Source organism: Streptomyces sp. NPDC054786 (genome assembly GCF_053611685.1).
In genome coordinates, this window is the sequence record NZ_JBSHAW010000045.1 from 1 (window position 1) to 19,269 (window position 19,269).

The 19,269-nt window shown below is 68.2% G+C and carries 17 protein-coding genes and 4 pseudogenes; 7 read left to right on the plus strand and 14 right to left on the minus strand.

Features of this window, described 5'->3' with window-relative positions; genetic code table 11:
* Window positions 1-777: 777 nt before the first annotated feature.
* The 7 genes and pseudogenes from ACWGI6_RS31010 to ACWGI6_RS31040 form a co-directional block, all read right to left on the minus strand.
* The gene (locus tag ACWGI6_RS31010) at window positions 778-1,149 is read right to left on the minus strand and encodes a hypothetical protein (protein WP_453270582.1); all 372 of its coding nucleotides are present in this window, start codon (window positions 1,147-1,149) and stop codon (window positions 778-780) included.
* A gap of 33 nt (window positions 1,150-1,182) precedes the next feature.
* The gene (locus ACWGI6_RS31015; protein WP_453270583.1) at window positions 1,183-1,638 is read right to left on the minus strand and encodes a restriction endonuclease fold toxin-2 domain-containing protein; all 456 of its coding nucleotides are present in this window, start codon (window positions 1,636-1,638) and stop codon (window positions 1,183-1,185) included.
* 563 nt (window positions 1,639-2,201) lie between these two features.
* Window positions 2,202-3,266: a D-alanyl-D-alanine carboxypeptidase family protein gene (locus ACWGI6_RS31020; protein ID WP_453270584.1), complete on the minus strand. Its 1,065-nt coding sequence runs from the start codon at window positions 3,264-3,266 to the stop codon at window positions 2,202-2,204.
* 325 nt (window positions 3,267-3,591) lie between these two features.
* Window positions 3,592-3,904: pseudogene (locus ACWGI6_RS31025) on the minus strand (transposase); the annotation flags it as partial.
* A gap of 153 nt (window positions 3,905-4,057) precedes the next feature.
* The gene (locus ACWGI6_RS31030; RefSeq protein WP_453270585.1) at window positions 4,058-4,930 is read right to left on the minus strand and encodes a haloalkane dehalogenase; all 873 of its coding nucleotides are present in this window, start codon (window positions 4,928-4,930) and stop codon (window positions 4,058-4,060) included.
* A 32-nt stretch (window positions 4,931-4,962) separates the two neighbouring features.
* A complete protein-coding gene (locus tag ACWGI6_RS31035) occupies window positions 4,963-5,367 on the minus strand; it encodes a pyridoxamine 5'-phosphate oxidase family protein (protein WP_453270586.1) in 405 nt (134 codons plus the stop codon).
* The gene (locus ACWGI6_RS31040) at window positions 5,364-6,056 is read right to left on the minus strand and encodes an NAD(P)-dependent oxidoreductase (protein WP_453270587.1); all 693 of its coding nucleotides are present in this window, start codon (window positions 6,054-6,056) and stop codon (window positions 5,364-5,366) included. The genes ACWGI6_RS31035 and ACWGI6_RS31040 overlap by 4 nt, the downstream gene beginning before the upstream one ends.
* A gap of 75 nt (window positions 6,057-6,131) precedes the next feature.
* Between ACWGI6_RS31040 and ACWGI6_RS31045 the strand changes: the two genes are divergently transcribed.
* Window positions 6,132-6,821 carry a TetR/AcrR family transcriptional regulator gene (locus tag ACWGI6_RS31045; RefSeq protein WP_453270588.1) on the plus strand — a complete coding sequence of 230 codons (690 nt, stop codon included), beginning with the start codon at window positions 6,132-6,134 and terminating at the stop codon, window positions 6,819-6,821.
* A gap of 115 nt (window positions 6,822-6,936) precedes the next feature.
* On the opposite strand, the gene ACWGI6_RS31050 is transcribed toward ACWGI6_RS31045, so the two are convergent.
* The 5 genes and pseudogenes from ACWGI6_RS31050 to ACWGI6_RS31070 form a co-directional block, all read right to left on the minus strand.
* Window positions 6,937-8,007: an alpha/beta fold hydrolase gene (locus tag ACWGI6_RS31050; protein WP_453270589.1), complete on the minus strand. Its 1,071-nt coding sequence runs from the start codon at window positions 8,005-8,007 to the stop codon at window positions 6,937-6,939.
* The gene (locus ACWGI6_RS31055; protein ID WP_453270630.1) at window positions 7,889-8,524 is read right to left on the minus strand and encodes an alpha/beta hydrolase; all 636 of its coding nucleotides are present in this window, start codon (window positions 8,522-8,524) and stop codon (window positions 7,889-7,891) included. The genes ACWGI6_RS31050 and ACWGI6_RS31055 overlap by 119 nt, the downstream gene beginning before the upstream one ends.
* 345 nt (window positions 8,525-8,869) lie before the next feature.
* Entirely contained in the window at window positions 8,870-9,211 is a 342-nt protein-coding gene (locus ACWGI6_RS31060; RefSeq protein WP_453270634.1) for an enoyl-CoA hydratase/isomerase family protein, read from the minus strand.
* Between the two features lie 67 nt (window positions 9,212-9,278).
* Window positions 9,279-9,338: pseudogene (locus ACWGI6_RS31065) on the minus strand (hypothetical protein); the annotation flags it as partial.
* Window positions 9,339-10,009: 671 nt separating this feature from the next.
* Window positions 10,010-10,372, minus strand: a pseudogene (locus tag ACWGI6_RS31070) (SDR family oxidoreductase); the annotation flags it as partial.
* A gap of 120 nt (window positions 10,373-10,492) precedes the next feature.
* Between ACWGI6_RS31070 and ACWGI6_RS31075 the strand changes: the two are divergent.
* Window positions 10,493-10,870, plus strand: a pseudogene (locus tag ACWGI6_RS31075) (winged helix-turn-helix transcriptional regulator); the annotation flags it as partial.
* Window positions 10,871-11,477: 607 nt separating this feature from the next.
* On the opposite strand, the gene ACWGI6_RS31080 reads toward ACWGI6_RS31075, so the two are convergent.
* Window positions 11,478-11,651 (minus strand): hypothetical protein, encoded by a 174-nt coding sequence (locus ACWGI6_RS31080; RefSeq protein WP_453270590.1) that lies wholly within the window; start codon window positions 11,649-11,651, stop codon window positions 11,478-11,480.
* A 1,007-nt stretch (window positions 11,652-12,658) separates the two neighbouring features.
* Here ACWGI6_RS31080 and ACWGI6_RS31085 point away from each other — a divergent pair.
* The 4 genes from ACWGI6_RS31085 (at window position 12,659) to ACWGI6_RS31100 (ending at window position 17,060) form a co-directional block, all read left to right on the plus strand.
* Window positions 12,659-13,774 carry an agmatinase family protein gene (locus ACWGI6_RS31085; protein ID WP_453270591.1) on the plus strand — a complete coding sequence of 372 codons (1,116 nt, stop codon included), beginning with the start codon at window positions 12,659-12,661 and terminating at the stop codon, window positions 13,772-13,774.
* Window positions 13,775-13,947: 173 nt separating this feature from the next.
* Window positions 13,948-14,346, plus strand: coding sequence for a DUF4440 domain-containing protein (locus ACWGI6_RS31090; protein WP_453270592.1), 399 nt, complete (start codon window positions 13,948-13,950; stop codon window positions 14,344-14,346).
* A 259-nt stretch (window positions 14,347-14,605) separates the two neighbouring features.
* Entirely contained in the window at window positions 14,606-15,418 is an 813-nt protein-coding gene (locus tag ACWGI6_RS31095; RefSeq protein ID WP_453270593.1) for a class I SAM-dependent methyltransferase, read from the plus strand.
* A gap of 472 nt (window positions 15,419-15,890) precedes the next feature.
* Entirely contained in the window at window positions 15,891-17,060 is a 1,170-nt protein-coding gene (locus ACWGI6_RS31100) for a hypothetical protein (RefSeq protein WP_453270594.1), read from the plus strand.
* A 43-nt stretch (window positions 17,061-17,103) separates the two neighbouring features.
* On the opposite strand, the gene ACWGI6_RS31105 is transcribed toward ACWGI6_RS31100, so the two are convergent.
* Complete coding sequence (locus tag ACWGI6_RS31105) at window positions 17,104-17,937, minus strand: SDR family NAD(P)-dependent oxidoreductase (protein WP_453270595.1); 834 nt, start codon at window positions 17,935-17,937, stop codon at window positions 17,104-17,106.
* A gap of 431 nt (window positions 17,938-18,368) precedes the next feature.
* Between ACWGI6_RS31105 and ACWGI6_RS31110 the strand changes: the two genes are divergently transcribed.
* Window positions 18,369-18,998 carry a dihydrofolate reductase family protein gene (locus ACWGI6_RS31110; RefSeq protein ID WP_453270596.1) on the plus strand — a complete coding sequence of 210 codons (630 nt, stop codon included), beginning with the start codon at window positions 18,369-18,371 and terminating at the stop codon, window positions 18,996-18,998.
* Window positions 18,999-19,269: the final 271 nt, after the last annotated feature.

A 19,269-nucleotide genomic window follows, 5' to 3' on the forward strand; every position in this document is an offset into this window, starting at 1 on the left:
GTTGCCATCCTGGGCAAGCCCGTGACATCGGTCAGCTGACACCAGGAGACATGCCGGCCGGTCACGTCCACGGCGTGTTGTCGGCGGGTGGGCCGCCGCCAGGCGTCACGGCGACCGGCAGCTTCTTGACGGACATCTCAGCTCTCCTTCGATGTGGCCATTCGTCTCGCAACCCGCTTCGCGATCCGTGCGGCGTTACTGGAACCAGCGTGGGCCAGATGCCCATCGCGGCCGCATGCCCGCGCTATCACCGTCTTATCCCGGCCCCGTCCCACCGTGGATGCTCCAGGACGCCGGGCCGATAGGGCGACACCGGAGATTGGGTCCTGCCGACCTCGGCGCCCCTTCAGGGGACGGCCTCAAGGAGTAGTCCCATGACTGTAGTGACCCGGGACGCGGTGACGCCTGGCCTGTTCGGCGCCCCGGCCCATCCTTGACGGCATCCTCAGGGCGCCGCCCGAGGGTGAGCTCCCACACCTTCTCGGGTTCCAGGCCCCTCACCAATGACCAGGAGTTCCAGACTCTCCGGTGAGCGCCTGCTGAGGCCAGGAGGACTCCGTCCACATCGAAGAGCACAGCAGAGATTTCCATACGGCAGGCTTCCAGCAGGGTGCAGCCACAAGCCCGAGGAGCTCCGACATAGACGCGACGTCAATTCTCGCGAACATCCCCACCCGTGGCGACCGGTGTTTGCCGCATGCGCCCGTTGAGGTGCGTGCGTGTCCCGCCCACGCTGCGTCGGTCATCGTAGGCGGGAACGTGGTCTCTGGGCATATATCAGCCGGCGAACTCGCGAATGAATGGCTCAGGATCTGGCGACAGGTCGATCGGTTCCAACGTCGCGTCGGATTCGCTCCACCAGACGGCGGGGACATCGGGTGCAAGTTCCCGTAGCAGCCGGTGCACGATTCGTGCGGGTTCGGACAGGGGCTCCTGGTCGGGGAAGAGAAGGACCTGGTATTCGACCTGCCAGGCGAAGTGCAGGGTCCGCTCATCGACGTGGATGTCCATTTCGAGGACATCGTCGGGTGTGCCTCCGATGGCGCTGCCGGGCCACAGTCGGGTCAAGGCTTCGGCTAGTTGCTCGGTTGAGAACGGCCAGGAAGCACCGTTCTGCTGGTCGGCGCTGACGAAGAAACTGGATCCCACCGTGTGTCCTTCCAGAATGGTTCAGGACTGCGGCTACTTGACGATACGGGTTTCGCCGGGAACGCCCTTGGCCGCCATCATGGCGTCGTAGTAGGCAGCCGCCTTTTCATCGTTGGTGATGACTTCCAGGTGGTTGACCTGATTTCGGGGGTCCTTGAACGCAGAGCCGTACTTCACAAGCTCGTCCCCTTTGCTCTTCTCTGTCGATGCGTACACGTATGACGGGACATTGTCGACGTTGCCGAGGCGTAGCGGGGAGCGGCATCTGATTTGCTGGCCGACGTACTTGGCGTCGACCGCGGCGCCATCCTGCGCCCGGACTCCGTCGGCGTTCATACCCAACTGGCCGCCGGCCTTGTTGGGGACGGTGGTGTGCAGGTTGTACTCCGTCGAGCCGGCTACCCGCAGTTGGTAGGCGCGGCGGGCATCGATCTTCGGCTTCTTTCCATTGGGTGTGAGCGCTGGGGACGTCCGCCCGTCAGCATGCATCTGTCCCATCCACTGCTGGAACCGCTGTCGCCAGTACGGCGGCTTCGGCGCTCGCGGCCACCTCTGCGCTCATCGCGGCAGCGGCCACTCCGGCCTCGGTGGCAATGGCCGCCTCTCCCCCGGCAGCCACCGCCTCCGATGCACCAAGCGTGAAGAAGGTCAAAGCGACCCCGCCGCGCCGACGCCGAGCTGCGCAGAAGCTGTTTACTTCGCTCCACGCCACACTGCCTGCGTTAGAGAAACCGCAGTGGGATGCCGGCCGCCGGCGCCGTCCCGTCCGGGTACTGCGGATACGGGTCGGCACGGCACCCGAGGACATTCCCCCGGCGACGAGGGACGAGTGCGCCGGCGAGGCTCATGAGACGCGCGCCCGACCTCAGTGGCGGGAGCGGCGGCCATCAGGCCCGGCCCCGTAACCGGCCCCAGGGTCGACAAAACCATCCACGCCCCGCTCCCCCGGCAGCGGGGCCTGCGCAGCTGGCGGTGCCGTGGGGCGGGTCGGGGGCCGACGGTGCCGCACGCGGTGCGCGCGGTGCCCACTCAGTGCCGGGGGCTCTGTCTGTTCAGTGGGCGAAGCCCCAGTCGAGCATCTTGGTGGCGTCGTCGAAGCGGCCCTCGTCGTCCTTGAGGATCGCGCCGACCAGGGTGCGGTTGTCCCGCTTGGCGGCGAAAACGACGCAGTAGCCGTCCTCCGGGCCGCTGCCCGTCTTGATGCCCAGGGCACCGTCGTAGGTGCTCAGCAGCTTGTTGGTGTTGTCCCAGCTGTAGTACCGGGTGTGGCCGTTGGCCGCCGGGGCCTCGGTCTTGAACTGCTTGTTCTTCACGACGTCGGCGAACAGCGGCTGCAGCATCGCGCGCTGGCCGAGCTTGGCCAGGTCTCGAGCGGTGCTGTGGTTGTTGCCGTGTGAGATGCCGTCGAACGTGTCGAAGTGCGTGCCGGTCATGCCCAGTTGTTGCGCCTCGGCGTTCATCTGGTTCACGAAGTCGGCGATCCGCGCGTCCTGGGTGTCCCCGGAGCCGAAGTTGTCGGCCAGCGCCATCGCGGCGTCGTCGCCGGACGGGATCAGCATGGCGTGCAGCAGCTGCTCGACGGTCAGCGTGTCACCGGTCTGAAGGTCGGCGGTGCTGCCGCCGACCTTCTGGACGTAGTCCCGGTACTCCTGCTTCACCGTGATCTTCCGGTTCAGCCACTCCGGGTGCTTGAGCACCACGATGGCGGTCATGATCTTGGTGGTGCTGGCCATCGGCACGCTCTCGTCCGCCTTGGCCCCGCCCCACAGCTCCCGCTCCTGGCTGCCGTCGCGGGCGTCCAGCAGGAAGGCGTGGTCGGCGTTGATCTGGGGAGCGGCCTGGCCCTTCGCGTCCTGCGCATCGGCTGCCTTGTCCTTGACAGCGTGCTGTGCCGCCTGGGCAGGCTGGAACTGCCGCTGCGTGCCCTGGGTCTGGCCGGCCGTGGTGGTGGCCTCGCCACCCTGCTGGTCGTTCTCGTCTGCGGAGTGCGTGGCGCCAGGGGTTGCCGCCTCGGCGAGGCCGGCGGCGGTGATCGGCAGGGCGGCACCGACAAGTGCGACCATCGCGATCCGGACTCCGGTGCGGTGTATTCGGTTGGGGCGGGCGTGGGAACCCATGGGGCGTCCATCCTTCCGGCGAAGGGACGCCGGTGCGTAGTAAGAACTCGGTTCATAGCGAACCTACTTGTACGATGACAGCGACTCAAGCTGGCTGTGTCATAGCCATGTAACGGGGTTCACCTCTGTGGATGTGTTGTGCAGGTGACTGGTGGGTCCTGTGAGGTCATTCGCGCGCAGGGTCCGGTCCACTCCCCTGGGTTACTGGTTCGCTGCTGGTGGCACGCCCGCGAACCCCAACTGGCAGGCCGTCGCCGGCTTCCGTGACACGACAGAGGCGAGGGACGCCGTCCCGTAGGCCGGGCTGCCGGCGGGTTCCTCACCCCTATAGCGGGAGTTCTGCGGGTAGCGGCCTGATCAGGTGGAAGACATTCAGGTGGAAGACATCTCGGGCGGCGTAGCGTTCGAGGCAGCGGATGATCTCGCGTCGGGTCTTGCTTGCGCTGCTTGATGCGGCGCGTGGAGTAGTCCGGGGTGCGCGCGCCGTGGCGCAGACGGGTCTGCACGATCCGGTGGAGCGCGGCATTGGCTTGTCGGTCGCCCCCACGATTGAGCCGACGGCAAGGGTGTCGGCCCGAGGAGTGCTCGATGGGGCTGACCCCGTACAGCGCGGCGAAGAACGCCTCGCTGCCCAGACGTGTGGTTGTTGAACAACCCAGGGTTTTGAAGGTGTTTTTGAAGGCCCTGCGGGGTCCGGGCCGGCTCCGCAGGTGCCAGCTTTTCAAGTCGGCCGCACTGATGCTGGAAGTCGCCTGCACACGACTCCGAGTTGATGGGTCAGTCAAGGCACCCTACTGGCGTGCCAGCTGGTGGCGGTCGGCCCAGGCGTTGATGGCCGCGGCCAGTTCCTCGGGGCGGTCCTCCGGGGAATGGTGGCCGGCGAGGCCGTGGCGGGAGACCTCCAGGCCCGCGATGTGTTCCTCGCACCAGGCCACGGCTCCTTGGTCGGTCATCGCGCCGGGACCCGGATCGAACGCGGCGAGGAGCTTGGGGACTTCGGGGCTGGCCGCCAGCCAGGCGTCGTAGTGTGCGACGCGGGCCACGACGTCGGCGGGCTCGGCATCCAGCGGCATCATGCGCGTCCACGCCAGCACCGGGCGGCGGCTCTGTGGCGTCGGGAAGGGGCGGCGGTAGATCTCCAGGTCGGCCGGATCGAGCGGGGTGGCGAGTGTGTCCGGGAGGCCCTCGATGAACAGTGACTTCTCCAGGATCATCTCCTCGCCCACCCCGGGGGTGCGCAGGAGGGTGAACAACTCCCGTCCGGCCGCCGGGAATTCGTCGCCGACCAGCGGCTTGACGATTGTCTCGGTGAAGGCGAGACCGCGGACGGTGCCCGGGAGGCGGGCGGCGCGGTCGAAGGCGAGCGCGCCGCCCCAGTCGTGGCCGACGAGGACGGCCTCGGCAAGGCCGAGGGCGTCGAACCAGGCGTCGAGGTAATGGGCGTGGTCGTCGAAGGAGTAGGCGAGGTCGGGCTTGCCGGAGTCGCCCATGCCGATGAGGTCGGGGGCCAGAAGGCGGCGGCCGGGCGCAGCCACACCTGGCAGCACGTTCCGCCACAGGTGGGAAGAGGTGGGGTTGCCGTGGAGGAAGACGAACGGCAGCCCGTCGGGGTCGCCGGACTCGCGGTAGTGGAGGGTGGAGTCGAGGACGGGGAGGGTGGGCATCGGGGTGTCACTTCGCTTTCCGTAGGGAGATTTCAGAGGTTGAGGCTCAGGACGCGTTCGACGGCGATCTCGATGACGACCAGGTCCAGCGGGGCGGGCGGGGCCGCGCGGTAGCGGACGGTGTAGCGGCGGACCGCCTCGGCCAGGCGCGCGGGGGCGTCGGTGACGGTGGCCTGGCCTTCGAGGGTGACCCAGCGGAAGCCGTCCGCCTGGCAGAGCGCGACACGGGCCGTCGAGCCGCCCGTCGCTACGTTCTGGGCCTTGCGGGCTCTGGCCCGGGTGGTCACCCGGGCCAGAGCGGTGGCCGCGTCGAAGGTGAAGCGGACGGGGGTGACGTGCGGGCTGCCGTCGGGGCGGAGGGTGGTGAGGGTGGCCGTGTGGGGGCGGGTGAGGAACGCCCGTGTGGTGGCCGGGAGTTCGGCGGTGGCCCGGCTCACTTCTTCTTCACGCCCTCGTTCCAGATCAGCTTGGCGATGTTGGGCTTCACGGCTGTGGTGATGACGCCCATGGCCGTGCGGACGTACCGCTGCTCCGCCAGTTCGCGCAGCATGCTCGCGGCGAGGTCCACGCGGGCGGTGAAGACGCCGTCGGCGCTGGTCTCGGCGGTGTGGTAGTCCGTGACGGCGGAGTGCTCGAAGAGACCCGAGGGGCGGACCAGGGTCCAGTCGAGGTCTGTCTGACGGATCGCGGCCTCCATGCGGCGCATGTCCTCGTGGAGGGTGCGGCCGAGGCGTCGGTTCACCAGCGGGTCGAGTACATGGTTGAAGAAGTGGGAGCCGGTGGGGCGCCAGTTCGGGTCGGCGATGCTGGAACTGACGGTGAGCAGCCGCTTGATGCCGTGGCGGGCCATGGCCCCGGTGATGGCGGTGGCGCTCGCCGAGTACGTGGTGATGGTCTCCTTGCTGAAGCGTGCGCCCAGCGCGGAGAGGACGGCGTCCGTCCCGGCGATGGCGGCGTCGACGGCCGCCGGGTCGGTGGCGTCGGCGACGGCCACGGCGAGGCCGGGCCGCACGGGGAGGGATCCGGGGCGGCGGGTCACGGCAACGACCTCGTGGCCGGCGGCGAGGGCCTGGTCGGTGAGGTAGTGGCCGGTCGGTCCGTTGGCGCCGAAGATGGCGATACGCATGGTGTCGGGTCATCCCTTCGTGTGGTCCTGGAATGCCCTTGACTGTGCCGATCACGAAACGCAAGCTCAACGCTGATGAATAACGCCGACCCTGCCCCCGCCCGCACCCGGGGCCGCCCCCGCGGCAACCCGCGGACCCGCGAGGCGATCGTCTCAGCGGCCCGTGCACTGTTCCTGGAACACGGCTACCGGCGCACCACCCTGCGCGCGGTGGCCGGGGCCGCCGGGGTCGACCCGGCGCTGATCGCGTACCACTTCGGCTCGAAGAAGGGCCTGTTCGCGGATGTGATGCAGGTCCAGTGCGCCAATGCGCTGGCGGTGGACGATGTCCTCGGCGGAGACCCGGCCACCCTCCCCGACCGCCTGATCGACGCGGTGACGGACCTGTGGGAGGACGCCGACTTCCTGCAACTCACCACCCAGGGCGACGAGGCCGCGGAGGCGATCCGCGAATACCTGGAACGCGAGCTGCTGGCCCGGCTTGTTGAATTTCTCGGCGGCCGGGACGCGACCGCCCGCGCCACGGCCGTGGTGACGATCCTCGGCGGCCTCATCTACACCCGCTACCTCAACCCCCTCCCCACCCCCGCAGCCCTCACCCCTTCCGAGACCCGCCGCTTCCTCACCCCGGCGCTGCGCGCGGCCCTGGCCCCGAGGCGGCGCACCGTGGCAACCACCGGAGCAGGCCGTCGTGGCTCACCGACTCCGGTGGAGGCGCCGTCCGGCCTTGCCCCCTCAATGCCTCCGGTTCGGCTACCTCTGTAGGTAGCGGTGCAAAGAGGTCTTCGGGATGGCTTTGGTGAAGTGCGGTGGAAAACTACAGGCCGTACGCCCTAACGGCCGCCGGTGACACCGGAAGGAACGCCGTTCTGGAGCGCCGTCAGAGCGCGGGGCGCCTCAGCCGGCGGCCCAGGAGGAGGGCTCCTGCGCCCGCGATCAACGAGGCGGCGGCGATGCCGGTGAGTGCGGTCTCGGGCCGGGCGTCATGGGGAGAGCCCGTGGTGGCCAGGGCGGGCCGGGCGGATTCGGCTGCCGTGGCGGCTTGGAGGACGAGGTCGGTGACCGCTTCGGGGTGGGCGATCATGGCCACATGGGAGGAGTCGATCTCCACCGTGTGTGAACCCGCGCGCTTCGCCTCGAAGCGTTCCTGGTCGGGGTTGATGGTCTTGTCCTGATGGTCTTGTCCTGCTTCGCGACGAGGAACCACGACGGAATGTGTTTCCAGGCGGCCACCTTGGCCTTCTCCGAGAACGCGGTCGTGGCCGCGGGCCGTTGGGTCACCGCCATGACCCTCGTGACGCTCTCCGGCAGGTCGGCGGCGAAGACCTGCTGGAGTCTGTCGGGCTTGAGGTAGAGGTCGGTCCCGCTGACGCCGTCGCCGGCCCGGTAGGGGACGGACTTCGTGGCGGTGTCGAGTTCGCTGGGGAACCTGGCGGCCAGGGACATGCCATTCTCGCCCACGTCGGGCATCAGCGCCGAGACGTACACCAGGGACTTCACAGGGGTTGCCCGCGGCGGCCGAGCTGATCAGGGCGCCGCCGTAGGAGTGCCCTACCAGCACGAGCGGGCCCTTGATGCTGTCCAGTACGGAGGCGATGTAGGTGGAGTCGCTGTACAGCCCGCGTAGCGGGTTGGCGGGGGCCATGACGGTGTAGCCACGGCCTTCGAGCCGCTCGACGACCCGTTCGCACCGGTATGCGCGGCCACGCACTCCAGCCGGGTCACAACAGCAGGCTATGAGAGTGAATGCCGGAGGCAACGGTTTCCCCAACCCATCCGCGGCATGGGCAAGGACCGTCGCCCGCGCTACAAGAGCCCGTGGACATCCGCCCTCAGGCTTCTGCGCGTTCGCGAAGCCAGGACGCGGCCAACGCTGTCCAGTTCGCCGCGTCCCCCGCGCCTTCGGCCAGGCCGAGGCTGTGCGGCCCGTGCGCGAACACATGCACGGCATGGGGGACATGGTGGGCCGCAAGCGCCGCGGCAAAGCGGTAGGTGTGATCGGGAGGGACGTAGACGTCCTCCGCGGTGTGCCACAGGAAGAACGGTGGCGATTCACGCGTCACCAAGGCGTCCAGAGACGTCGAGCGCCGCAGCGCCGGGCCGGCATCCTCCCCCAGCAGGATCAGCCTGGCGGGGCGGTAGGTTTCGGTTTCCATCGACGTGATCGCATATCCGAGGACCACGAACTGCACGACGTCCTGCGCCTCGGCACCAGGTGCGAGAGCCGCGAGGCCGGCCAGGTGACCACCGGCGGAGAATCCCATCAGACCGATGCGGTCCACCCCACTCGCGCGGCGGCGCCGGATCTCGGCACGGAGGGCTTGGAGCGGTCGCGGGTGCCGGACGTTGAGCGGATAACGGAAGACGCTCGCCTGTACCCCGAGCCCGCTGAGCCAGTCGACGATCGGGTCGGCCTCGTGTGCCGCATGTTCGGCATATCCGCCGCCCGGGAGGACGATCACATGCATATCTGGCACCGCGGTCCCTCGCTTCGGTCAGCTCTCGGCCGAGTACGACTCAAGCGCCCAGCAGGGTGCCCTGGAGCGGCGCCGACGTGCGACGGCCCTCACCTTCCATCTTCCCGGCTTTTGCGGCATCGCGCCCGCCCGCAGAGGTATCCATGAGCATTTGTCGAGTGTGCGCAGGTGGCCGCTCCCAGCGGTCGGTTCGAGATCGCCGAGCGGGATGTGCTGCAGCCGCATGTGTGACTCGGAGTGGCCGCTTCACTGAAGTTGCGCCAGAGCCCGGCCACCCGACACCTGGTTCGAGGTACATGCAGGCCACGGGGCGCAAGCATGGTTTGGTCATCGGTATCAGTCGACGGCCTTCAAGTCGCCCAGTGCGTCACCGAGGTCGAGTTCGGTACGGCCACGGGTCTGGAAGCCCCGCTCGAACAGCTCTGCCGTGCGTTGCTGCGCCGCCTCACCCCGTACGAGCTGCTGGAACAGGGCGGCATCCGCGCGTACGTCGGCCGGAGTCGGCAGGCTGATGGCGTTGATGGCCATTTTGACTGCGATCAGTGCATCGCGGGGGAAGCCCCCGATGCGCGCGGCCATGCCGGCTACGAAGTCGTCCAGCTCGGCGTCGGGCACCGCGCGGTTGATCCATCCGTAACGTTCGGCGAGTTCGGCATCGAAGTCGGCCGACGTCAGCACGGCTTTCGAGCGCTCGGCCCCGGCCCAGCAGACGGGTGAGGTGCTGGATCGCTCCCGCGCCTGGCGGGGTGCCGATGCCGACTTCGGGCTGGCACAGGACAGCGTTCTCCCGGGAGGCGAAGCGCATGTCGCAGGCGAGGAGGAACTCGCTGCCCGCCCCCCCCCCGTGCTCGGCCGCGCAGTTTGGCGATCGTGACGGCCGGGATCTCGCTGAGCTTGCGGAACAGCATCCCCAGGGAGGCGTCGCCCGGGCCTCCGGCTTTCGCGGCTTCAGCGGTGTATTCGGGCACTTTGGTCAGGTCGACGTGCGGGAAGAAGAAGTCGGGATCCGCGCTGTCGAAGACCACCACCCGTGCAGTCGCCGGTTGGGAAAGCTCCTCGAGCAGTCCGACCAGGTCGCGCACGACCGCGGGACCGATGAGGTTGATCGGCGTGGCGTGGAAGGTGGCGGACAGGACGTTGCCGTCCAGCCTGGTGCTGATGGTTTCGTACGAGGCGGTCATGTTCTTGCTTCCTCTCGGCACTCATCACGGCCCGGTGGCAATCCCGGCTGCCAAAGCTGGTGCTCACCGAGCCACAGCACGACCGACAGCGATCTCTTACCACTGCACGGTGAGAACTGCTAACAGGCTGAGTGCCGTTGGCTGTGGTGTCGGGCGGAGCATCTCTGGGTGCGCGAGTCAGGGTTCGATGAGAAGGCCCTCGATGAGGCCACAGTTGAGGGTGAACCGGTAGCGCAGGTCGACGACCCCACCCGGGAAGTTGCCTTCCAGGTGCTGTGTGGCGATGTAGTGCTCTGTCGATGACGTGCTCGGCGCCGACGATCGCCGATGCTCGGTCAGAGGCGAGGAAGGCAACCAGTTCAGCCACTTCTTCCGGGCGGTTGGGACGCCCCAGGGGGATGCCGCCCAGGGATGCCATCAGTTGCTTGAGCGCCGCTTCGTGGGTGGTGCCGGCGTTCTCGGCGATCCGTGCGACGAGGTTGTCGGCGGCAGTGGTCTGGACGAAGCCGGGAGAGACGGTGTTGATGCGGATGCCGTGTGGGGCGACCTCGTTGGCCAGGCCCTTGCTGTAGGTGGTCAGCGCGGCCTTGGCAGCGGCGTACGCGAGAGTGCCGTTCCACAGCGGCATGCGGCGCTGGATCGAGGAGACGTGGCGCGGCGGGCCTTGAGATATTCGCTGGTGGGGGTGGTCATGACGAGTTCCGTTCCCGGGTGCAGGCAGGAGCAACATCACCTCCTGCAGTTACTGCTAAAATAGAAGCCAGTAACTTCGACTTTAGCAAGCATGCTCACCGCACGCCTGAAAACCCTCGTCGCCGATGGGCTGCTGGAGCGCCGCCCGTACCAGACCAACCCCGTGCGCCACGAGTACGTCCTCACCGGCCTGGGGCGCTCCCTGCGCCCGGTGATCGTCACGCTTGCGGCATGGGGCAACTCCCGCCTCACCCCTGAGCAGCGCAGCATGATTCTGATCGACACCAACAGCGGCGAAGAAGTCGAACCCGCGGTAGTCGACGCCAAGACCGGCAGCCGCCTCGACGACAGTCATGCCTATGTGTTCGCCGCCGGCCCCGTTGCCAACCACGCCATGCGGGCGCGCTACACCCGCACCACGGCGACCACAACTGATACTGCGAGCCACGAGGTGCCCTCGTAGGCACGATGTACGGCACGAACGCCGACCATCTATCGGCGTTGCACCGGGCCTCCAGCACCCCCTACGCAACGCGACTCACGGCGACTCTGCGCTGAACAGCGTCCGGTGCCACGCCCGGTCACGCCGCCTATCGATTGTCCTGCGGCGGTATTTCCATAACCAACGACAGTCCAAAATCGTCGTACCTATGACAGCCAACGGCCGGACCGTTCGTCTGAGCGCAGCGCATCGTTATGCAGTCGGAAGGAGTGCGCAAAGGGCGCGTTGCGCATCTGGGATTGCGATGCAAGTCGTCGACGGGAATACTGAATACCGTGGGCAGGGAAGGCCCGGAAGCGCGCTGCGTGTGAGCAAATGCGCCCCACGCAGCGTTTCCCTTGCTCAGGCACTCGGAACGTCGCGGGACTCCGTAGAATCAATGAGCTGTTGACAAGTACGGGTTCAGGATGCGCGAGCATTGCAAGCTGATGAGCCGCCTTCGCCGATGACGCTTTCCTCATCGAGGTCGGCGACTCAGGAGTCGGCATCAGATCCCCGATACGGATACTGCGAACGGGAATTGGCACGACCGGCAGCCCCTGTCTCGCAGCACCTTCGAGGCCAGCCCTCACAATTGGGGACCAGCCTCGAAGTTGACCTGTGAGGTCCTAGAAACGGCCTCCGCGGCCGAATCCACGACCTCGGCCAAAGCCGCGTCCGCGGCCACGACCGCGTCCACGGCCACGCCCGCGCCGTCCACGACCGTATCCACGTCGGCCGTAGTCGTCCCAATCGTCGCCATGCCTGCGGGGGAATACGCTTCGGAAGCTCATCGTGCCTCCTTGAATCTCTGATGATGGTCCAACTGTCCAGCTGGACCACTTCCTACGCTACGCCGCGGTACGAGCCGAAATCAAACGGGAAAGACTGAAAGGTAGCCAAATTTGCCGTTCCCATGTACTCAACGTGGCCACTGGTTGCTCTCTGGATTCCAACTTTTCCCGCCCGACCAACTGGATTCATGCGTCGCGGTGTCATCGCACCATCTGCACTTCGGTATCCCGCACCGCACCCGAAGTGCAGCTATCCAGACCAACACCTCATTCCCATCGCATCAGTGAGTAATGGTCAGGCAATGTCGTGGGAACATTTGATGTCCGCGATCCGTGCCACTTGCTTCGCCACCACTGTCAACACTCCGGCGGAGGCCATAGGTTGGTGATGATGTTCCGACCCGTGGATCGATGCCGGAGATGTCACCACGATGGAGGCCTCAGCCGACGGGGACGGGTGCTTTCAGTGCCGGAGCAGTCCCGTCTGGCTTGAGTTCTTTGTGGTCGTGCTCATGAGGAGCCCTCTCCTCGCGATGAAGGGGGCTGCCCTTGGTCTTCGCCCGGGCCCTTGCGGCACCGGGCATCGCGGCCCTCACGCCGGAGGCACCCTCCTGGCATGCGGCCACACAGGCATGGGCTTTGGGCGCGTAGGGCGGTGAACAGGGAGAACCAGCCCATACGGCGCACCCCTTTCCCACCTCCTCGCGTGTCGCCGGCCATCGGCCGCTGTCCGCCTGATTCCTGCACGCCGGGGTGAAGGCGTGGAGGGTATCCGCCAGGAGCCCAGGCGCCACCCCAGATGCCCTGTCGTGACCTGCCGACATCCTGCTCACCGGTCCGAACGACTGACTGTTGCGGTCTGTCTCGCCAAGGTGCGCGGCGAATCACCGCAGGTCGGGTTGAGTGACGGCTGTGTGGCCGGCCCGGCCCCATCCGTACCAAGGGGCTGTCCGGACGGGATCGAAAGGAGCTGCTCATGGAAGGTGTACCGCCGGATGCCTGGAAATGGGAACTCGACCGTACGTCCGACCCGAGGCGCGAGCCCGGGCCGATCAACCTGCAGCGGTATGCGTTCGTACCGGCTTACGCCGGGGTCGCCACGTTCTTCGGGCTGCCGCTGTGCCTGAATCCGGACGACTTGCGTGCCGGTCACGTCGATGTGGCAGTTGTCGGGGCACCGGTGGACATGTCCACCGGACACCGGGGGGCGGCCTACGGGCCACGTGCGATCAGGGCCGATGAGCGGATTCTGCCCAACACTCCGCAGATGCTGGTCAATCCCAGCACCCGCATCAAACCGTTCGAGGAGTTGACGGTAGTCGACTACGGCGATGCCGCCGTGGACCCTTTCAGCATCGACAACTCCATGGAACCGATCCGTGCTCTGGTCCGCGAGATCGCCGGAACGGGCGCGATCCCGATCGTGCTCGGCGGGGACCACTCGATCCTGTGGCCGGACGCTGCGGCTATGGCCGACGTGTACGGGGCGGGCAAGGTCGGCGTGATCCATTTCGACGCCCACCCGGACTGCTCCCACGACCTGTTCGGCCATCCCACCTCGCACGCAACCCCGATCCGCCGATTGATCGAGGACGAGCATGTCCCCGGACGCAACTTCATCCAGATCGGCCTGCGCAGCGCGATCGCGCCCGACGACGAACTGTTCGACTGGATGCGCGAGCACGGACTGCGCGCGCACTTCATGGCTGAGATCGACCGACGCGGATTCGACGTGGTCCTCCAACAGGCCATCGATGAGGCGCTGGACGGGCCGGAATATCTGTTCGTGTCGCTGGACATCGACGTGCTGGACCCGGCCTTCGCGCCCGGCACCGGCACACCGGAGCCACCCGGCCTCACCAACCGCGAACTGCTGCCGGCCATCCGCCGGATCTGTCACGAGACGCCCGTCGTGGGCATGGACATCGTCGAGGTCGCACCCCATCTCGATCCCGGCTACACCACCACCATGAACGCCCGCCGAGCCATCTTCGAGGCGCTGACCGGGATCGCCATGCGTCGCAAAGGTCTGCCCGGTCCCGCGTATCTGGACCCGGCGGTCGCCGGCCCGCCGCCCGGGCGGCAGACATAGCCTTCACTGACCTGGGCTTTTGCCCGTCAGGCGCCTTTTGCTCGGCCCGTCAGGAGCGAGGGCCGGTGCACGTTGCGCCTCCCGGTTTCTCCCACCGCTGTCCCGCTCCTGACCAGTGCCGCAGCTTGTCGAGACCGACGATGTCCGGGCCCCTTCACTGTTACTGTCGCGCCGTGCCCAAGACCGAGATAGACGTGGTGACCGCCGAGTTCTTCGAGGCCTTTGACAACCGGGGCGGCAAGGCGGCCGACGTGGCCCGGATCCGCCGGTTGGTTCTTCCGGGTGGTGTGATGGTCAAGGCCGGCCCGGAGTTCACGGTCTACACCGTGGACGAGTTCATCGAGCCTCGCCAGCGGCTGCTGACCGACGGTCGGCTCGTCGAGTTCTCCGAGTGGGAGACCTCCGAACGGACAGAGATCGCGGGCGATATCGCGTCGCGGTTCAGCGAGTACCGCAAGTCCGGGACCTTGGATGGTGAGCCGTTCGAGGGAGGCGGGACCAAGACCATCCAGTTCGTCCGCACCTCAGAGGGCTGGCGGATCGCAGCGTTGGCCTGGTACGACCAGCCCTGACCGCAGGGGCGGTCGGCTGCGGCTCATCAGCTTGGAACTCGACGCCTGGCGCTCGCCGGCCCTGTAGCCCGCGGAGTGCCACGGCCGCCGTAGTGGGTCATAAGAGGCCGGGCGAGTTGGCTGCCTGCCGTCCTCCAGACCCGCACGCTACGCGCCGTACACTCGTGCGCTATCCCGCCACAGCATCCGACCCCGCCACGCCGGGCCGGGCCGGCGCGACCGCCATGCCCCGGCTACTCGCACGAGAGAGGCGCAGCCCATGACACAGCAGCCTGCCACCACCCCGTACAACTCCGGCTTGTTGAGCAATGACGCCCAGCGTGAACGTGACCGCTTAGAGGCCATCCAACGCAATGTCGACGCGTTCACCACCGGAATCCTGGATGGCTTTCCCATCGAAGCCTCATGGAACTGCCTGGAACTGGGCGCGGGCACCGGCTCCATCGCCTATTGGCTCGCCGGACGCTGTCCGGACGGGCGGGTGGTCGCCGTCGATCTCGACACCCGCCATCTGGATGCGGGCCGGGCCGCGAACCTGGAGATCCAGGAAGCCGACATCACGCGCGGAGACTACGCGCCCGGCAGCTTCGACCTCATCCACGCGCGCTACCTGTTCTGCCATCTCCAGGACCGCGACGACATGATCGCGCGGGCCGCCCGCTGGCTCTCCCCCGGCGGCCGGCTCTTCATCGAAGAGCCCTACCACCTGCCGGCCGACACCTCACCTTTCCCCCTGATCCAGCGCATCCTCGACGCCTATCAGCGCACCTACCGCAAACACGGCGCCGACATGACCTGGGCCCGCGCCCTGCCCTCTCTCCTCGCCCGCAACGCGCTGACCGAGGTGGCCTTCGTCGGAAACCTCGGCTGCATGGGCGGGCTGGACAAGGACCGCTGGCTCCCCCTCGTTACCCAGGCGGCCCCCGCGCTTCTCGCCGACGGTCTCCTCACCGAAGCCGACTTGGCGGAGTTCGCCACCCTGCTCAAGGACCCAGCGTTCATCGACATCCCCCAAGTCACCATTTCCGCATGGGGCCGCCGCCCCGGGGGCGAACCGAACGCGTCGGCCTGAACAGGTGGCCGGTCAAGCGCGGGCTTTCCTCTTGTGGCACAGCAAGCCAGGCAGCCGCGGGTGACGCCGCTTGGGCGCTGGAACCACTGGATCATCTGCTCCATGAGGACAAGACGGTGGGCAAGACGGCAGCCCCGGATGCTGAGCTGCAGCTTGCTGCGCAAGGTCATGCTGCAGACGTCGAAGGCCGAGCTGTACGCGGCGATTCGGCGTGACCATCGAGTCGGCAGGCGATGCGGGAGCCTGAGCGCGAGTACAGCGTGAGGTGACGGAGGCGGACGGCACTGGACTCGGTCCGGCCGGAGCCACGCAGGAGCGCCAACTGCCCGGTCGTCCCCGGGGTCCAGCTGAGGCCGTCGTCTCCGTCGCTCGGGCAACCCGGCGTACGACCGTGATCCGTATGTGATCAACGCCCCGTAATCTCCCCCGGGCAGGGGATTCAGGGGATGCGCGACCAAGGCGGGGGAAAGTCATGACATACCGGCGCGCGGTGATACCGGCACTGGCTGGAGGGCTGCTGCTCACGGCCCTTCTGTGGTGGGCGGGGGCAAGCGCGCACGCACTGCACCTGCCGGGCGCCACCGGCATGCTCGACGGCCAGGCCGCCGCCGAGCTGGAGCGCTGGCTCACCCCTTGGTCGTACGACCCTCCGGCCTCGGTTCAGTTCGGCAGCGAGGGGCCCGGCGGGTTCGGGGACGCGGCCAGGGCCGCCGGCACCAACTACCTTGCGCTGTACACCACCGCGCTGCAGATCCGGTTCGGCGCGGTCTTCGCCTTCTTCGTACCCGGGGCGCTGCTCCTGATCCGCAGGCTGCCGCCGGTGCACGGCCGGATGCCGGCCACGCTGCTCGCCGTGTGGGCCTGGGGGCTGGTGGCCGGGACCCTGGCGGTGACCGTCTCCGCGCCGTGGCTGATCGCCTCGGGAGGGCACGGCAGTTACCGCTTCCTGCCCCAGCTGGCGAGCGTGATCTCCTCCGGGCGGCAGGTCTTGGTGGTGACCGCACTGGTCGCGGCGGCGGTGATCGTGTTCCTCGCGCGGGTCACCGTCAAGGGGACCGGTCCGCTGCCGCGGGAGGTCGTCCCGGCGCGCGCCGCCCGCCTTGCCGCCACCGCCGGGACCGCGGTGATCGCGCTGTCCCTGGTGGTCCTTTCGTACCAGCCGGTCGCCGCCTTTCTCCAGGGAGTCTCCCCGGGCATCGGGCTGTTCGCCGAGCCGGGCGACCTCCTGCGGCAGTGGCTGCTGCTCGGCGCCTGGACGGGCCCGGGAGGGGCGCCGCTCGGTGACTGGCTCCTGTATCGCGCCACCGACGTGCTGCTGCTCGCCGTGGTGTGGTGGGCACTGCGGCGGCTGCCCGGCCTGCTCACCCGAGCCACTGTCCCCGCGATGGCGGCCGGCGCAGTCTGCGCGACCGTCCTCGGGCTGCTGGCGAGCCAGCTGCTGAGGATGGCGGTGGACGGGGCGATCTCGGACCTGCGCTGGGACCTGCTGCGCCTGTCCGCCGGCATCGGTAACGGTGTCCCTGCCGCCCTGCTCTGCGGCCTGGTGGCAGGATCCGCGGCTGCCCTGACGCTGCGGCCGGCTCTGGGCCGCGCGGAGATCGCCGACGCCACCACCTCCGTTCAGGGCTCCGCCCGGCCTTGACCGGGGTGGGGTGGTCGTCTCGGGGCGGGCCCCCGGTCCCGGCTCAGGCCCGCGCGCCGCCGTCGACCCGCAGGACCGTGCCGGTCACGTAGGAGGAGCGGTCGCTGAGGAGCCAGGCGGCGGCCTGGGCGATTTCCTCAGGGTCGGCCGCGCGGCCGAGTGGGGTACGCGCCTTGAGTCGCTCGACGAGACCGGGTGAATCCGCTTCCCAGGTACGGATCATCTCGGTCAGCGTGTTGCCGGGGGCGATCGCGTTGACGCGGATGCCTTCCGGGCCGTACGTCAGGGCAGCGGACTCGGTGAGGCTGTTGACCGCCCGCTTCATCGCGCCGTACGCGGGCAGCTCGGGGTTGCCCCGCAGGCTGCCGACGCTGGAGTTGTTGACGAGGGCGCCCGTGCCGGCCGTGGCCCGGATGGCGGCGACCTCGGCGACCATGGCCAGCCAGGGGCCCCTGAGATTCACGGCGTAGACGTGGTCGAAGTCGGCCTCCGTCACCTGGTCCATCGGGCCGGGCGGCACGAACGTGGCGCCGTTGTTGAAGGCGACGTCGAGTCGGCCGTACAGGTCCACGGCCCGGTCGACGGCGGCGCGGACGCCTGCCGGGTCGGCCAGGTCGCACACCACGTGGTCCGCGATGCCGCCCGCCGCCCGGATCTCCTCGGCCACCGCCTTCAGCTGTGCCTCCGTCCGGGCCGCGAGCAGCACCCGGGCGCCCTCCCGGGCGAACAGCCGAGCCGCCGCGGCGCCGATACCGCGCCCGGCACCGGTGATGAAGGCGACCTTGCCGGCCAGCAAGCCCAGGGAGGCAGGGGTGGTGGGTGTGTCTGTGGTGGGTGTGTCTGTGGTGGATGTGTCAGTGGTGGATGTGTCGCGCATGGCAGCAAGCCTGTGTGCGTTCAGAGAGCCGGTCCAGGCACCGGCAGTACCTGGATCGGCTCCGCGACACCCGCGCACACCGGGGTGTGTAAGGACGAGAACGGGCGGGCTTCCTGTGCCGCAGGTGCGGGCGGATCCTCCTGCCGACGTGGGGCTGTCCGCCCGGCCGCGCCGCCACGCTGTCACCGCCGCACGCCCTTACCAGAGCACGTGCTGGTGAGAGGCTTCGCGCACTGGTTTCCGCCCCCTCGTCGGCCCCGGGCCGGGGTGAGTCCTTTCGACGGAGCCGACGCCCTCCCCACGCAAGGTTGCGCGTGGCGGGCCGCTGATCACGGAATGTGCCGAAGACCGTCGCGCGGCGGGCGATGACTTCTCGCCGGCCCGGGAGTCAATTCACCTGCAGGCAGATTCCGCACCCGAAAGGCAGCACCATGAGCAAACTGATCGTCACCGCGTTCGTCACCCTGGACGGCGTCATGCAGGCCCCGGGCGGCCGGGGCGAGGACGTCGACGAAGGCTTCGAGCACGGCGGCTGGCAGGTCCCGTACGTCGACGACGACTTCATGGACCTCATGACGGGGATCTTCGAGCGGACCGCCGACCATCTGCTGCTCGGCCGGAAGACGTACGACATCTTCGCCGCCCACTGGCCCCGCGTCACGGACGAGAACGACCCGATCGCCGTGAAGCTCAATGCCATGCCCAAGTACGTCACCTCGCGCACCCGCAACAGCCTGGAGTGGCACAACTCCCATCTGCTCAAGGGCGAGGCCGCGGAGTCCGTCGCACAGCTCAAGGAGCGGCTCGACGGCGTGATCATGACGCAGGGCAGCAGCGACCTCATCCACACCCTGCAGCGGCACGACCTCGTCGACGAGTACCGGCTGCTCGTCAACCCCGTGATCATCGGCATCGGCAAGCGGCTCTTCACCGAGGGTGCCGCCCCTGCCGCCTGGACACTCACGGAATCCCACACCACCAGTGTGGGCGTGCAGTACTGCGCCTACGAACGAGCGGGGAAGCCCGAGTACGGATCCTTCATGCTGGACGAACAGGAGTGAGGACCCTCGACAGGCACCTCGCCGCGGCCGGCGAGCAGCCGGCCGGTCTTGGGCGCAGGCCGGGCGCCGCATGTACCGGCTCTGCCCCACCCGATGAGGCAGGCCCGAAGGCAGTCGCCGACCCGGCCCACTCCGCCGCCGCAATGCCCGGGGGTTCGCTGCGTGCGTGCCCGGGGCTCGCAGCGTGCACGGAGCACGTGGGGCGGGATCCGACGGACATCCGGTCGAAGTCCCGTGCCCTGGGGGTGAGTTGTAGCGCTCCTACACCGAA

Coding starts and splice junctions, on each gene's coding strand:
- ACWGI6_RS31015 (WP_453270583.1), bottom strand. CDS start 1,638: ATGCATGCTGACGGGCGGACGTCCCCAGCGCTCACACCCAATGGAAAG.
- ACWGI6_RS31020 (WP_453270584.1), bottom strand. CDS start 3,266: ATGGGTTCCCACGCCCGCCCCAACCGAATACACCGCACCGGAGTCCGG.
- ACWGI6_RS31030 (WP_453270585.1), bottom strand. CDS start 4,930: ATGCCCACCCTCCCCGTCCTCGACTCCACCCTCCACTACCGCGAGTCC.
- ACWGI6_RS31040 (WP_453270587.1), bottom strand. CDS start 6,056: ATGCGTATCGCCATCTTCGGCGCCAACGGACCGACCGGCCACTACCTC.
- ACWGI6_RS31045 (WP_453270588.1), top strand. CDS start 6,132: ATGAATAACGCCGACCCTGCCCCCGCCCGCACCCGGGGCCGCCCCCGC.
- ACWGI6_RS31050 (WP_453270589.1), bottom strand. CDS start 8,007: ATGCCGTGCATGTGTTCGCGCACGGGCCGCACAGCCTCGGCCTGGCCG.
- ACWGI6_RS31055 (WP_453270630.1), bottom strand. CDS start 8,524: ATGCATGTGATCGTCCTCCCGGGCGGCGGATATGCCGAACATGCGGCA.
- ACWGI6_RS31080 (WP_453270590.1), bottom strand. CDS start 11,651: ATGGCGACGATTGGGACGACTACGGCCGACGTGGATACGGTCGTGGAC.
- ACWGI6_RS31085 (WP_453270591.1), top strand. CDS start 12,659: ATGGAAGGTGTACCGCCGGATGCCTGGAAATGGGAACTCGACCGTACG.
- ACWGI6_RS31095 (WP_453270593.1), top strand. CDS start 14,606: ATGACACAGCAGCCTGCCACCACCCCGTACAACTCCGGCTTGTTGAGC.
- ACWGI6_RS31100 (WP_453270594.1), top strand. CDS start 15,891: ATGACATACCGGCGCGCGGTGATACCGGCACTGGCTGGAGGGCTGCTG.
- ACWGI6_RS31105 (WP_453270595.1), bottom strand. CDS start 17,937: ATGCGCGACACATCCACCACTGACACATCCACCACAGACACACCCACC.
- ACWGI6_RS31110 (WP_453270596.1), top strand. CDS start 18,369: ATGAGCAAACTGATCGTCACCGCGTTCGTCACCCTGGACGGCGTCATG.